The 12,468-nt window shown below is 60.1% G+C and carries 12 protein-coding genes; 7 read left to right on the forward strand and 5 right to left on the reverse strand.

The window, feature by feature from the left end:
* Nucleotides 1–26 precede the first annotated feature (26 nt).
* A complete protein-coding gene (locus ACQY47_RS03480) occupies nucleotides 27–1,748 on the reverse strand; it encodes a ShlB/FhaC/HecB family hemolysin secretion/activation protein (protein ID WP_428555659.1) in 1,722 nt (573 codons plus the stop codon).
* Between the two features lie 195 nt (nucleotides 1,749–1,943).
* Between ACQY47_RS03480 and ACQY47_RS03485 the strand changes: the two genes are divergently transcribed.
* Genes ACQY47_RS03485 through ACQY47_RS03495 form a run of 3 tightly spaced genes read left to right on the forward strand, consistent with a single transcriptional unit; the run spans nucleotide 1,944 to nucleotide 4,672 of the window.
* Entirely contained in the window at nucleotides 1,944–2,891 is a 948-nt protein-coding gene (locus tag ACQY47_RS03485) for an ornithine cyclodeaminase family protein (protein ID WP_170038621.1), read from the forward strand.
* Between the two features lie 21 nt (nucleotides 2,892–2,912).
* Entirely contained in the window at nucleotides 2,913–4,046 is a 1,134-nt protein-coding gene (locus ACQY47_RS03490) for an NAD(P)/FAD-dependent oxidoreductase (RefSeq protein ID WP_017137703.1), read from the forward strand.
* Nucleotides 4,046–4,672, forward strand: a complete 627-nt coding sequence (locus tag ACQY47_RS03495) for a helix-turn-helix transcriptional regulator (RefSeq protein WP_017137702.1) — start codon at nucleotides 4,046–4,048, stop codon at nucleotides 4,670–4,672. The genes ACQY47_RS03490 and ACQY47_RS03495 overlap by 1 nt, the downstream gene beginning before the upstream one ends.
* Nucleotides 4,673–4,812: 140 nt before the next feature.
* On the opposite strand, the gene ACQY47_RS03500 is transcribed toward ACQY47_RS03495, so the two are convergent.
* Nucleotides 4,813–5,589 (reverse strand): ABC transporter substrate-binding protein, encoded by a 777-nt coding sequence (locus ACQY47_RS03500; RefSeq protein WP_428555664.1) that lies wholly within the window; start codon nucleotides 5,587–5,589, stop codon nucleotides 4,813–4,815.
* Between the two features lie 388 nt (nucleotides 5,590–5,977).
* Between ACQY47_RS03500 and ACQY47_RS03505 the strand changes: the two genes are divergently transcribed.
* From ACQY47_RS03505 to ACQY47_RS03515, 3 genes are all read left to right on the forward strand, one after another.
* Nucleotides 5,978–6,727, forward strand: a complete 750-nt coding sequence (locus ACQY47_RS03505; RefSeq protein WP_428555667.1) for a response regulator — start codon at nucleotides 5,978–5,980, stop codon at nucleotides 6,725–6,727.
* Nucleotides 6,724–7,785: an ATP-binding protein gene (locus ACQY47_RS03510; RefSeq protein WP_017137699.1), complete on the forward strand. Its 1,062-nt coding sequence runs from the start codon at nucleotides 6,724–6,726 to the stop codon at nucleotides 7,783–7,785. The genes ACQY47_RS03505 and ACQY47_RS03510 overlap by 4 nt, the downstream gene beginning before the upstream one ends.
* 220 nt (nucleotides 7,786–8,005) lie before the next feature.
* Nucleotides 8,006–8,311 carry a hypothetical protein gene (locus ACQY47_RS03515; RefSeq protein ID WP_177034133.1) on the forward strand — a complete coding sequence of 102 codons (306 nt, stop codon included), beginning with the start codon at nucleotides 8,006–8,008 and terminating at the stop codon, nucleotides 8,309–8,311.
* A gap of 258 nt (nucleotides 8,312–8,569) precedes the next feature.
* On the opposite strand, the gene ACQY47_RS03520 is transcribed toward ACQY47_RS03515, so the two are convergent.
* The gene (locus ACQY47_RS03520; RefSeq protein ID WP_428555672.1) at nucleotides 8,570–9,424 is read right to left on the reverse strand and encodes a DNA/RNA non-specific endonuclease; all 855 of its coding nucleotides are present in this window, start codon (nucleotides 9,422–9,424) and stop codon (nucleotides 8,570–8,572) included.
* A gap of 320 nt (nucleotides 9,425–9,744) precedes the next feature.
* Between ACQY47_RS03520 and ACQY47_RS03525 the strand changes: the two genes are divergently transcribed.
* Entirely contained in the window at nucleotides 9,745–10,641 is an 897-nt protein-coding gene (locus ACQY47_RS03525) for a LysR family transcriptional regulator (protein WP_169987174.1), read from the forward strand.
* 105 nt (nucleotides 10,642–10,746) lie between these two features.
* Here the strand turns inward: ACQY47_RS03525 and ACQY47_RS03530 are convergent, their stop codons facing one another.
* Together ACQY47_RS03530 and ACQY47_RS03535 are read right to left on the reverse strand one after the other, a co-directional pair.
* On the reverse strand, nucleotides 10,747–11,046 hold the full coding sequence (locus tag ACQY47_RS03530; RefSeq protein ID WP_428555675.1) for a putative quinol monooxygenase: 300 nt from the start codon (nucleotides 11,044–11,046) through the stop codon (nucleotides 10,747–10,749).
* Nucleotides 11,047–11,284: 238 nt separating this feature from the next.
* Nucleotides 11,285–12,355: an NAD(P)/FAD-dependent oxidoreductase gene (locus ACQY47_RS03535; RefSeq protein ID WP_428555678.1), complete on the reverse strand. Its 1,071-nt coding sequence runs from the start codon at nucleotides 12,353–12,355 to the stop codon at nucleotides 11,285–11,287.
* Nucleotides 12,356–12,468: the final 113 nt, after the last annotated feature.

Raw genomic sequence — 12,468 nt, forward strand, 5'->3', positions numbered from 1 at the left:
CTCGATACCCGAAGGCGGTAAAAAAATTAAAGGAAAAAATCCATACGGAAATAGATCGGCGCTTCACGCTCTGTGATAGCGGCCGGTCGTTCCAAAGAGTGGGCAAAGGTCACGCTGGCGGCGACGTTTTTGCCACGGGCAAACAGCTCCACCGAGTTGCTGCTCATGCGCCCATGCTGCTCGGCGTTGTAACGGTCGCGGCTGATCACGCCCTGGTCATAACCGAGGCTGGTGCCGTATTCGCTGAGCACCGGTTGCAGCCAGGCCCAGGTCACCGGGCGGCTCCAGCGCAGGTCGTTGCGCCAGTAGCCGCCACTGTCGCCGGACAGCATCTGGTCCTTGTAGCCACGGATCGACGACTGCCCACCCAGGCTCATGCGCTGCGGGCTGAACAGCACATCTTCGCTGTGCTGGCCGGTCATCAAACTGCTGAAGCTCAAGGACTCGCCCCACAGCTTGAACGGGTACAGGTAGCTGACGGTGGCCGTGTATTTGCGGTAGCGCGCATCGGCCTGGCCGTGGCGCGGGTTGTGATTGGCCTGGGCGTCAAAGGCACCGATGCCGTCTTGCATGCCGAGGTCGATGTTGAGAAATGAACTGCCGATACGTCGGCCGTGGTTGATGCCGAACTGGGCTTCGCTGAGGCGGTTGCTGCTCAGCGCCAGCTTGCTGTCTTCAATGAAGTTATTGGTGCGCAGGTACGCCACGCCGGTGCTCAGGGAGGTTTTGCTCAAGGCGTCGCGGTGAACGACACGCTCCAGGCGCAACTGGTGGCTCTGGCTGTCGCCGGTCTGCTTGAACTTGAAGTTGTTGGCCTCGGCCCGAGAGCGGTATTCGCTTTCGGTGTAGCTGTAGGTGAGGTTCCACCAGCCGAAGGGCAAGCTGTAGTTGAGCATCGAATTGCGCGAGGTTTTCTGGTGATCGCTAACCGCATCGTGGCCGCCACGCAACGAAAGTTGGTCGGCCAGGCCCAGCGGGTTGTCCCAGTCGAGGCTGGCGCCCCACTGTTGTTCGCCGGTGCTGCGCTGGCCGCCGTTGTGCCGCGACAGGCCGACACGCCAGGGCTTTTGCGGGGTGTTTTTGACCAGTACATCACTGCCGCCCACGGCCTTGCCCGGCGCCAGTTCCATCTGCGCCTGGTTCGAGGGCAAACGGTTTAGCTGATCGACCATCTGCTCGATTTCGCGCAGGTTGAGCAACTCGCCTTGTTTGCCGGGAAAGCTCATCGCCAGTTGACGGTCGGTGATGCCGCTGCTTTGGGCACCTTTGAGGCTTTCGAGTTTGCCCTCGACTACCTGGATTTTGAGGTTGCCGCTGGAAAGGTCTTGCTGTGGCAGATAAGCGCGACTGGTGACCAGGCCCTTGGCCAGGTAGCGGTCGGTGATGACCTTGAGCACTTCGTTGAGCTGCGGCACGCCGAGGCATTGGCCGATGTAAGGTTTGATCAGCGCGCTGCGCTCGTCTACGGACAGGGCGTCGGCGCCTGCGAGCTCGATGGTTTTGATCGGGAAGCAACGGGTGTCGGCAGGCGTCGCCGGAGCTGCAGGGGCGGCGGATTTACCGGGCAGATCCTTGAGTTCTTCGAGGCGCCGCTGCTGCTCTTCGAGCAGGCGGTCCTGACGGTCGCGGATCAGGTCGGTGATGCCGGGGGTGTTCTGCGGGGGCGCGGCGTGCGCTAATCCGGCGGTACCCAGGCAGAAAAAAACGGACAGCAGGCAAAACCTGGTCCGGCGTTCCAAACGCCACATGTATAGATCCCTCTGTGTGGCGTTGTGCCATCAATGGGCATGGATCATAGGGTGGCAATATAGTGGCGTCAATTAAATGTGTGAGTTTATTCAATAGCGATAAAACAACCGGCACCCCGACTTTTTTCATTCTGATATTGCCCGCAATAACAAAAAGTCCATAATGGACAAATTAGTTTATCTGCGGAGATTGCCATGTCCAGCACGCCCCTTGTCATGAATCAGGCCCAGGCCCGTGAATTGCTCACCCAGGTCGATGTGCCCCACATTCTGCACAAGCTGTTCCGCGACCTGGCAGCCGGGCTGGCGGTGCAGCCGGCGCAGCAGCTAGTGGAGTTCCCGCACGGGGCCGGCGACTTTATCAACTACCTGGGCGTGCTGGCCGATGAGGGCGTTTATGGCGTCAAGACGTCGCCCTACATCGTGCGCGAGCAAGGCCCACTGGTGACGGCCTGGACGTTGTTGATGTCGATGCACAGCGGCCAGCCGCTGATGCTGTGTGATGCGGCCGAGCTGACCACCGCGCGCACCGCTGCCACCACTGCATTGGCGGTGGACGTGCTGGCGCCTGCTGCCGCGCGGCGCCTGGCGATTATCGGCAGTGGCAAGGTGGCCCAGGCGCACCTGCACTACGTGCGCAACCTGCGCGACTGGCAGCAGATTCGCCTGTATTCACCGAGCCTGGGCCACGCCAGCGTCGACACCCTCGCCCACCTCAAAGGCCTGGACCCGCGCCTGACCCTGGCCGACAGCTGTGACAGCGCCGTGGAAGACGCCGATGTGATCCTGCTGTGTACCTCATCGGCCGGCCCGGTGCTCGACCCGGCGCGTTTGCGTAAGCCAGCGCTGATCACCTCCATCAGCACCAATGCGCCACGCGCCCATGAAGTGCCACCCGCCAGCCTGCACGCCATGCATGTGTTCTGCGACTATCGCCAGACCACGCCGGGCGCGGCCGGTGAGATGCTGATCGCCGCCGAGCAACACGCTTGGGACAAGCGCGCCGTGATCGGCGACCTGCCGGAGTTGCTCAGTGATATGGCGCAGCGCCCGGACTATGACCGCCACGTGTTTTTCCGCTCGATCGGCTTGGGCCTGGAAGACGTCGCACTGGCCAATGCCCTGTACCAAACCCAGCGCTAACCATTGTTTAAGGAGATGTTTATGAGCCATGCAGACTTCATCATCATCGGCGGCGGCATTGCCGGTGCATCCACCGGGTTCTGGTTGTCGCAGCATGGCAAAGTATTGGTGCTGGAGCGCGAAAGCCACCCGGCCTATCACTCCACCGGGCGCTCGGCGGCGCTCTACACCGCGGCTTATGGCACACCGCAAGTGCGCGCGTTGACCCTGGCCAGCCGTGCATTTTTTGATAACCCGCCGGCAGGCTTCTGTGAGCACCCGTTGCTGACGCCACGCGGGGAGATCACCGTGGATTTCAGCGGCGACCCGGCGGAATTGGAGCGTCAATACCAGAGCGCCAAGGCCACGGTGGCGCAGGTGGAACGGCTGAGTGTCGATGAGGCGTGCGCACGGCTGCCGATTTTGCGTCGTGAAAAAGTCCACGGCGCCATCTTCGACCCGACCGCCAGTGACATCGACACCGATGCCCTGCACCAGGGTTATTTGCGCGGTATCCGTCGCCATCACGGCGAAGTGCGTACCGACAGCCCTGTACTGGGCCTGAGCCGTGACGCCGACGGCCTGTGGCAGGTGCGCACCCAGGACGCGACCTACACCGCGCCGATCATCATCAACGCTGCCGGTGCCTGGGCCGATCAGATCGGCGGCCTCGCTGGCGCGGCGTCCATCGGCCTGCAGCCCAAACGACGCTCGGCGTTTATCTTCGCCGGGCCAGAGGGTGTCGACACGCATGGGTGGCCGATGCTGGTGGCCCTCGACGAAGCCTTTTACATGAAGCCTGACGCGGGCATGTTCCTCGGCTCACCGGCCAACGCCGACCCGGTCGAACCCCAGGATGTACAACCCGAAGAGCTGGACATTGCCATGGGCATCTACCAGATCGAAGAAGCCACCACCTTGACCATCCGCCGCCCGACCCGCACCTGGGCCGGGCTGCGCAGTTTTGTGCCTGATGGTGATTTGCTCGCGGGCTTCGACCCGCAGGTGCCGGGGCTGTTCTGGGTCGCGGCGCAGGGCGGTTATGGCATCCAGACCTCACCGGCCATGGGCCAGGCCAGCGCGGCGCTGGTACGCGGCGCACCGTTGCCGGAGCCGCTGACGCGGTTTGGCCTGGACGCTGGTATGCTCTCGCCCGTCCGCCTGGAGCCGCATTGATGAGCATTGCTGAACAAGAAAACGTTGTGCAGAACTTTCGGGCGATCGCCGATGCGATCGCCACGCTGTTCTTTCCCCACGCCGAAGTGGTGCTGCATGACTTACGCACGCAAAAGGTCGATTACATCGCCAACAACCTGTCGAAACGGGCCATTGGTGACGACTCCTCCCTGGAGGACATGCTCAGCGATGACATCCGCGAAGTGAATATCGGCCCGTACGAAAAGCTCAACTGGGACGGTCAGAAAATCCGCAGCCTGAGCACGGTGCTGCATGACCACAAAGGTCGTCGGCTGGCGGTGCTGTGCATCAACCTGAATATCTCGTTGTTCGAAAACGCCAAGGCGGCGCTGGACCTGTTCCTGTCACCGAGCAAGCTGATCCCACAGCCGGATTCACTGTTTCGTGATGACTGGCAGGAGCGCATCAACACCTTCTTGCATGCCTGGATGCGTGAACGTCAGTTGAGCCTGAACCTGCTGACCCGCGACCATAAGCGTGAGCTGGTGCTGGCATTGCATGCCGAGGGCGCGTTCAAGGGCAAGAGCGCATCGAACTACGTGGCGAATGTGCTGGGGATGGGCCGGGCGACGGTGTACAAGCACCTTAAGGAATTGAAGGGCTGAGCGATCGTTCATCAACTGTGGGAGCTGGCTTGCCTGCGATGGCATCAACTCGGTATTCCTGATGTACCGAGGTGCCTGCATCGCAGGCAAGCCAGCTCCCACATGTGACCGAGTATGGCTCTACTGTTGCTGTTTCAAGCTCAGTCGCCGTAGATATCGGACTTGAAATACTGCTGTGAAATCTTCTGATACTCGCCATTCGCACGGATGCCGTCGATGGCCGTATTCAGCTCACTGACCAGTTCGGTATTGCCCTTGCGCACCGCGATCCCGGCGCCCTCGCCCACGTATTTGGGGTCCTTGAGTTCCGGCCCGACGAAGGCGTAGCCCTTGCCGCGTGGCATCGACAAAAAGTCACTCAACGGGATGGTGTCGGCAAAAATCGCATCCAGGCGCCCCGCCGCCAAATCCATGTAGATTTCTTCGTTATTGCTGTAGCGCTTGACGTTGATGCCCTTGGGCTCGAACACCTCGGTGGCATAACGGTCGGTGGTGGTGGCGCGCTGCACGCCAATGGTCTTGCCCTTGAGGCTGGCGTACTGGTCATCCACCACCGCGCCGTCCTTCATCACCAGGCGCGAGGAAGTGAAGTAATACTTGTGGGTGAAATCCACCGACTTCTTGCGGTCTTCGTTGATGGTCATGGATGACAGGGCCATGTCGATTTTCTTCACTTTAAGCGAAGGGATCAGGCCGTCGAATTCACCTTCCACCCACACGCACTTGACCTTCATCTGCGCGCACAAGGCATTACCGATGTCGTAGTCGAAGCCGACGATCTTGCCTTCCTGGGTCTTGGAGGCGAACGGTGGGTAGGCCGCCTCAATGCCGATACGCAAGGTTTTCTCAGCGGCCAGCACATGGCTTGAAGCAAACAGGCCCAGGGCAAGTGTTGCGATCAGCGCGGGTTTCTTCATGGTCGTTATCTCGCAAGTTGTTGTTGGTTTGGCAAGCGTGAAGAAAGAGAGGTATAGGCTTTTTGTACTTATATTTCCATATTGGACTTTTAGGTATTGATCGTCAATCCATGCCACCTTCCTAAGCGCTCGGGCACAAATTATTGCCCGCCTCCATCGTTTCTCCACAAAACCTCCCATGAATGCGCACGTTGGTTACGCACACTTGCGTTCACCGTTGCGTAGATTTACCAGGAGAACACGATGATTCCTGCTCTGGAGGTCAGCACCCTCACCCAGAAGCTATGATCACTACTGGCAAACGTGGCCATGGACCGGCAGCCACGATAAGGCAGATAAGCACGAGCGCAGGGATGCACAGGCTCGCCGCGTATTCACCGAGCAGACCATGACTGATTTCCCCGTTGCATCGATGCCCCGCCCGGACTGCGTCAGAGAACCCCAGGCTCTCGTGCTGATTGCCGAAGATGAGCCGCAAATCGCCGACATTCTGGTGGCTTACCTCAAACGCAGCGGTTTTCGCACCGCCCACGCGCGTGACGGCCAACAGGCGCTGGACATGCACCTGGCGCTCAAGCCGGAGCTGATGTTGCTGGACGTGCTGATGCCCCACGTGGACGGCTGGCAAGTGCTCGCGCAAGTGCGCCAGCGCGGCCATACGCCGGTGATCATGCTGACCGCGCAGGACCAGGACATGGACAAGCTCATGGGCCTGCGCATCGGCGCCGACGACTATATCGTCAAGCCGTTCAACCCCGCCGAAGTGGTGGCGCGCACCCAGGCGGTACTGCGCCGCTCCATCGCTTATCGCGACCGCGCCTGCCCCACGGTGCTGCGGGTGGACGCGTTTGAAATTGACCTGGAAAGCTACGAAGCCACGGTGACGCTGGTCGGCCGCCGAGTGCCGCTGGCCTTGACCGTCACCGAATTCAGGCTGCTGGCGCAACTGGCCAAGGCACCGAAACGGGTGTTCACCCGCGCCGAGCTGTTGGCCCAGTGTTCACCGGAAAGCGACAGCCTGGAGCGCACGGTCGACAGCCATATCAGCAAACTGCGGCGCAAGCTCGAAGACCTCGGCGTGCAGGGTGTGCCCACCAGTATCCGTGGCGTCGGCTACCGGTTCGGGAGCATGGTGTGAAAGGGCTCAATGGCCTGAGCCGCCAGATCATCCTGTCCATGTGCGCCGTGGTGCTGTGCGTGATCGCCCTGGCGGTGATCGGCTCATATATTTTTTATGCATTGCTGTGGACCTACTGGCCGCTCACCGACGCCGAAGTGGATGCCTGGCTGCCGGCCAAGGCTGAATGGGTGTGGATGGGCCTGACCACGTGTGTGAGCCTGGCGGTGGGCTCGATTGTGGCGCTGAAACTGTCGCGGCGAATCCTGATGCCGCTCAACTCCGTGGCCGAAAACCTGCGCAAACTGGCCGACGGCGACCTGGACGTACAGGCCGTTGCCGGTGACCAGTCGATCGGCGAAGCGGCGATCCTGGTCAATGACTTCAACAGCATGGCCAAACGCTTGCAGCGCATGGCGCAGGAGCAAGCGTTCTGGAATGCCGCCATTGCGCATGAACTGCGCACGCCACTGACTATTCTGCGCGGGCGCCTGCAAGGGTTGGCCGAGGGTGTATTCGAACCCGACACCGCGCAGTTCTATAGCCTGCTGGGCCAGGTCGAAGGCTTGACGCGCTTGATCGAGGATTTGCGCGTGGTGGGCCTGGCCGACAGTGGCTACCTGGAACTCAACCTGCAAGAAGCCGACCTGGCGACAGGCATCGAAGACGATGTACGGTTGTTCGAACCGAGCCTGGTGGCCGCAGGTTTTGTGCTGCAACTGGACCTGCAACGCCGCACGATGCGCTGCGACCCGGCGCGCATTCGCCAGGCCTTGCTGGCCCTGCTGGATAACATTCGGCGGCACGCGACACCGGGCAATGTCATCGTCCACCTGAGCACCCGCGACGGCTTCAACTACCTGCGCGTGCGCGACGACGGCCCCGGCATCGACGAAGGTTTTGCCGCACGCCTGTTTGACGCCTTCCAACGCGGTGAAAACTCCCGCTCACGCGCCCAGGGCGGCAGTGGCCTGGGCCTGGCCGTGGTGCGCGCCATCGCCCTCGCCCATGGCGGCGCCGTGACCTGCCGGCGCATGGAAAACGGCGGCACGCTGTTTGAACTCAGTTGGCACGTTTGATTGGGCGAGGCACGGTGATGCGTATGTTTTTTTCGGTGTTTAAGCGCCCGCCCCGTTATCGGCACTTTGCTTTATTGGACGCAAAGCAGGTGTGTATTGCGTTTAAAAGCTGCCGCACAAAACCTGTCGGCGAGCATTGGATAGAAGTCGAACGGGTCAACCTGTCTTGGCTGGGAGCCACACTCCCAGGCTGCGCCCGTACCGTTGAGCGAGTGTATAAATGAGCAATGACGTGTCCCGACTCGAAGCCTCGTTAAGGCTGCACACGGCCCGTTTGAAAAGGTTGCAGCGTTTCTGGGTGCCGCTGCAACGGCGTGCCCCGAAGTGGGTGCTGGGGTTGTGGATTGCAGGCATCTTCATATCGCTGGCCACCCAGTGTTACGAGCACTGGCTGGTGACCGCACCGATGATCTGCGCATTGATCGTGGCGGAGATTATCGTCGATGAGCGGCAAATGACGCTGTTATTGCGCGTCGACCAGATGCGTGACCTGCTCAGAGAAGCACGCAACCGCTATCTGTGTTGATAAGCGCAGGTTGCTGGCGAGCCCTTGCGCAATCATCGTAGTCAATTTTGATCAGCAGATTCTTCAGGTCCGTGAACTACGCCTGGACTATGTGAAGGCCGAGCGAAGCTGACAGTAAAGGCCAGTATCTGCACCGGTAACCTGTGGCGAGGGAGCTTGCTCCCGGTGGACTGTGCAGCAGTCCCTTTTTTCAGGGCCGCTTCGCAGCCCAGCGGGAGCAAGCTCCCTCGCCACAGAAGTGATACGGATCCTTAACTATTACAACGCTTGCTTGCACCCAATGCGCCCCGGCAACTGCCCTTGCCTGGCCTTCAACGCGGCCTGCACCGCCTGCGGCAGATCACTCCAGAACGTCAGCCCGGAGCGCTCTTCGATTTGACTCACGGGCACCTGGTAATCGCAGAAGTTCGCGCCTTTGGGCGTTTCCTGGTTCATGACGAACGAGGCGTACATTCCGCCTTCAGGCGAGCTGCCGACGAAGATGATTTTCCAGTAGCCACTGGGAATGGTGTGCACCTTGTTCGTACCCGGCAGCGTGCCGACAAAATGCTCATACAGCGGCCCGGTGGCGACATACACAGCGTCGATCCCCGCCTGCTTGCTCAGGTTGCGCTCCTGGTCTTCCAGGTGCGCCCACGGCCCCTGGTTGAGGTCGGATTTCTGCGGGGTGATGTTCGACAGGTAATTGAGGCTTTGCCAATCGGCTACCCCCGCCATCGAGGCGAGGTTGGCCTGATGGCCACGGTCGACTTTGAGCGCGACATTGGCGCCGTTGTAATCCACCGGGTCGAGGGTTTCGCCGGCCGGAATGTCCGGGTCGGTCTGCCAGTCGCGCGAGCGGCCGCTGGCGGGGGTGGTCTTGGTGATTTTGTACGACACCCAGTTGGCAAACTTGGTCGAGCCATTATTGTTCAGGGTGTACGCCTGGCGGTTCAGCGTCAGCGGGCTGCCACCGCTGGGGCAGCCGACCGAGCAGTTGTCGAACTGCCAGGCCTGTTGGGGCTGGGCTTGCGGTGTGACGGCCAACTCACGGGTTCTATCCGGTGTGGTACAAGCGGCAACCAGCGGGATCAACAGAAACGCGAGGTGTTTGGACTTCATACTTCCATGCATGGTGTAGCTCCTTGGGATGATTCAATGACAGAAGGTCTGTCGGCGGCTGCGATCCATCGCAAGCCGACATAAACATTAAACCACTTAAACGTTTCAAATTGCGTACAGGTTTCAGTGGGCGCTAAAAAAACCGATCACCCCGCGCAAGCCCACATTCAGATCGCGTTACATCAGGTGGCTGCTCTGTTTTTTATCCGTTGGTGAGGATCACTTCAATGCAGGTGATTGGACACGCAGGCCTTACAATGAGAGGGTCTGCTGCGGGTGCAGGCACGGGCACTTATCCTGACCGCTCACTTATTCCCAGGCTGGGGCTTTAAATGGACATCAAGCAACTCAAATTCCTGATCGCGCTGGAGCAGACCCGGCACTTCGGCCAGGCGGCTGCGCGCTGCCATATCACCCAGCCGACCCTGTCGATGCGCCTGCGCAATCTGGAGGATGAGCTGGGCCTGGAGCTGGTCACCCGTGGCCAACGCTTCGAAGGCTTCACCCAGGCCGGCGAACGCGTGTTGGCCTGGGCCAGAACCCTGCTCGCCGCCCATGACGGTTTGTTTGCCGAAGCGGCGGCGTGTCGCGGGCAGTTAGTGGGTAGCCTGCGCCTGGGGCTGGTACCGCTCAGCGGGTTCAACTCGATCAGCTACATCCAAGGTCTGTCCCAGACGTTTCCAGAGCTCAAATTCAGCCTGTCGTCCATGAGTTCGGACAAGATCATCGAAGCCCTGGGCACCAATCAACTGGATTTGGGCGTGTGCTACCTGGACCACGTAAACCCCAATTACCTGGAGGTTTTTGAACTGGGCGAAACCCGCGTCGGCCTGCTGTACGACACGCGCCACTTCCAGTTCGAAGGCACCGAAATGAGTTGGGAAGATGCCGCGCAGTTACCCCTGGGGATGATCAGCAACGGCATGCATTATCGAAAATCCATTGACCTGAGTTTCCGCAGCCGTGGCCTCGACCCGCAGCCCATTCTCGAAAGCGACTCGACCTATCAGTTGTTCCAGGCGATCCACGAAGGTTTTTGCTGCGCGATCATGCCGCTGGACAGTGGCATGGAAAACCCGATCGAGAACCTCGCCTTTATCAACTTGCCGGACGCCAGCGTGCTCGCACCACTGGGGTTGGTGATGCGCAAGACCGAACCGCGCTCGGCCATCGCCGAGAAGTGTTTTACACACGCCAAACAGATGTTTGCCGGCAACGGCACGCACTGATCTGCAGCGCGAAAGGACGAACACTCTGACTGTGGCAAGCCTGCTTGCCACAGGTTCAGCGTCGCACCACCGTTAGGTCGATAACGGTGCAAGATGACGAATGGCTCAGTTCGACACTTGCTCAAGGAAAATCAGCTGCAGCGGCTCGCTAAGCACGTCGTCGGCCGTGGCTGCAAATTGCTTGAAGTACGGCGTGGCAAAATGCGCATCGAGGGCCGCCTGGTCCTTGAACGACTCACGCATGTAGAAGGTGCCGGGGGCGTCGCGCAGCTCAAACAGCACATAGTCGAGGTTACCGGGCTCGGTGCGCGTTGGCGCAACCAGGGCCAGCAAGCCGTGTTTGAGTGCCTGCTGTTTGCCAGGTTTGGCTTTGAGTACGGCGATGGAAACCAAGGGTTTTGACACAGGGGTCGCTCCGTCAGGGGAATGGCTCGCACAACCTGCAATCAACAGCGCAAGCAGCGTCACACCCGTAGAAGTGATGAGGTTTTTAAATACCATGTTGATATACGCCGCAGGTGGTTAAGGAGAAACCCAGCGTAATGAAACCCCGGCTGCGTTAGCCATCCGCTCGGGGCGCATAGACTTTCAATGGAATGTTGAAAGTGATTGAAACGGCAGCTGACGGTACAAGGTCTGACGCTCACACCCGAAAACGCATCGGCCGAAAGTTGCTCAGCAATGGCGACGCGACGCCGGTGATCAGCTCTTCGCTCAAGAGCCGCGCCAGGGTGGGCGCCAGGGTCAAGCCTGGATGGGCGCTCAAGATATAAAGCCCGCCGTCGTCGCCCGCTGGCCCCACAATAGGCAGGTGGTCGTCAGACAGCGGTCGCCACCCCACCGCTACGGACTTCAGCGCGATGGATTGTGCACCGTTCAACTGCCCACGAATGGCCTCAAGGGCTCTGAGCCCAATGGCAGCGGGGCCATTTTCGGGCGTATCGTCGATGTAGTCTTCAGCCGCAATCAGCGTACAGGTGTCGCCTTGACGAGCCTCCATATCGGCGTTCGAAACAATGCCATTGAGCAGCGCCTGCGCCACTTCAAACTTCAACAGAATCGCCGGAGACGGTCGAATGGGCAGATGCAGGCTTTGGCCAACTAAAAGATCAAGCACTCCCAAGCCCGCAGCCAGTACCGTTTTTTTGCCATACCAATTGCCTGCCTGCGTACTGACGCCCACAACCTGGCCATTTTCAACGAGCAACTGGCTGACTGCACAATCGCAGACTACCCGTGCGCCAAAGCCTTCAGCGGCCAGAACCAGGCACTCAATGGCTTCGACCGGCGAGATGATCCCTGCCGCCTGCGTATAACGGGCGTGAAGAGGCGGGTGAGCAAGATTGGGCTCCAGTGCTCGGATTTCAGCCTGCGAAACCGTACGCGGTTGAAGGGAAGAAAGGTTCAGGCCCGCTGCTGATGCTTGGGGATTTTCCGGGCAGACGCCATAGGTCAATTCTGCACACCAACGCAACGGGAACGATGGCAACGCAGCCTGAAGGTGGTGGTAATCATCCATCACGCTATGCGCCAGATGCTGCACGGGTTCAATCAATGCACTGGCATTGATCCACCCAAAGGCATGGCCGCTGGCACCGCTGGCAGGCCGGGCTTCTTCAATAAGCATCACGCGCTGCCCGGCCTTGGCGCTGTAATAGGCCAAAGCCGCACCATGAATGCCGGCCCCCACAATAATCAGATCGTATTGGTTCATTAAAACAACTCCCTTGCCTGGCACTTGCTTCTTCCCTGGGCCGCAGATCAACCCTGCCCGCTTGCCGCATGCTGATGCCTGCGATAGCCGGAAAGTGAAACCCCGGTTTGACG

The sequence above is a fragment of the Pseudomonas edaphica genome, assembly GCF_965277385.1.
In the GTDB taxonomy this organism is placed as follows: domain Bacteria; phylum Pseudomonadota; class Gammaproteobacteria; order Pseudomonadales; family Pseudomonadaceae; genus Aquipseudomonas; species Aquipseudomonas edaphica.

Coding starts and splice junctions, on each gene's coding strand:
- ACQY47_RS03520 (WP_428555672.1), bottom strand. CDS start 9,424: ATGCATGGAAGTATGAAGTCCAAACACCTCGCGTTTCTGTTGATCCCG.
- ACQY47_RS03505 (WP_428555667.1), top strand. CDS start 5,978: ATGACTGATTTCCCCGTTGCATCGATGCCCCGCCCGGACTGCGTCAGA.
- ACQY47_RS03500 (WP_428555664.1), bottom strand. CDS start 5,589: ATGAAGAAACCCGCGCTGATCGCAACACTTGCCCTGGGCCTGTTTGCT.
- ACQY47_RS03480 (WP_428555659.1), bottom strand. CDS start 1,748: ATGTGGCGTTTGGAACGCCGGACCAGGTTTTGCCTGCTGTCCGTTTTT.
- ACQY47_RS03525 (WP_169987174.1), top strand. CDS start 9,745: ATGGACATCAAGCAACTCAAATTCCTGATCGCGCTGGAGCAGACCCGG.
- ACQY47_RS03515 (WP_177034133.1), top strand. CDS start 8,006: ATGAGCAATGACGTGTCCCGACTCGAAGCCTCGTTAAGGCTGCACACG.
- ACQY47_RS03535 (WP_428555678.1), bottom strand. CDS start 12,355: ATGAACCAATACGATCTGATTATTGTGGGGGCCGGCATTCATGGTGCG.
- ACQY47_RS03495 (WP_017137702.1), top strand. CDS start 4,046: ATGAGCATTGCTGAACAAGAAAACGTTGTGCAGAACTTTCGGGCGATC.
- ACQY47_RS03485 (WP_170038621.1), top strand. CDS start 1,944: ATGTCCAGCACGCCCCTTGTCATGAATCAGGCCCAGGCCCGTGAATTG.
- ACQY47_RS03490 (WP_017137703.1), top strand. CDS start 2,913: ATGAGCCATGCAGACTTCATCATCATCGGCGGCGGCATTGCCGGTGCA.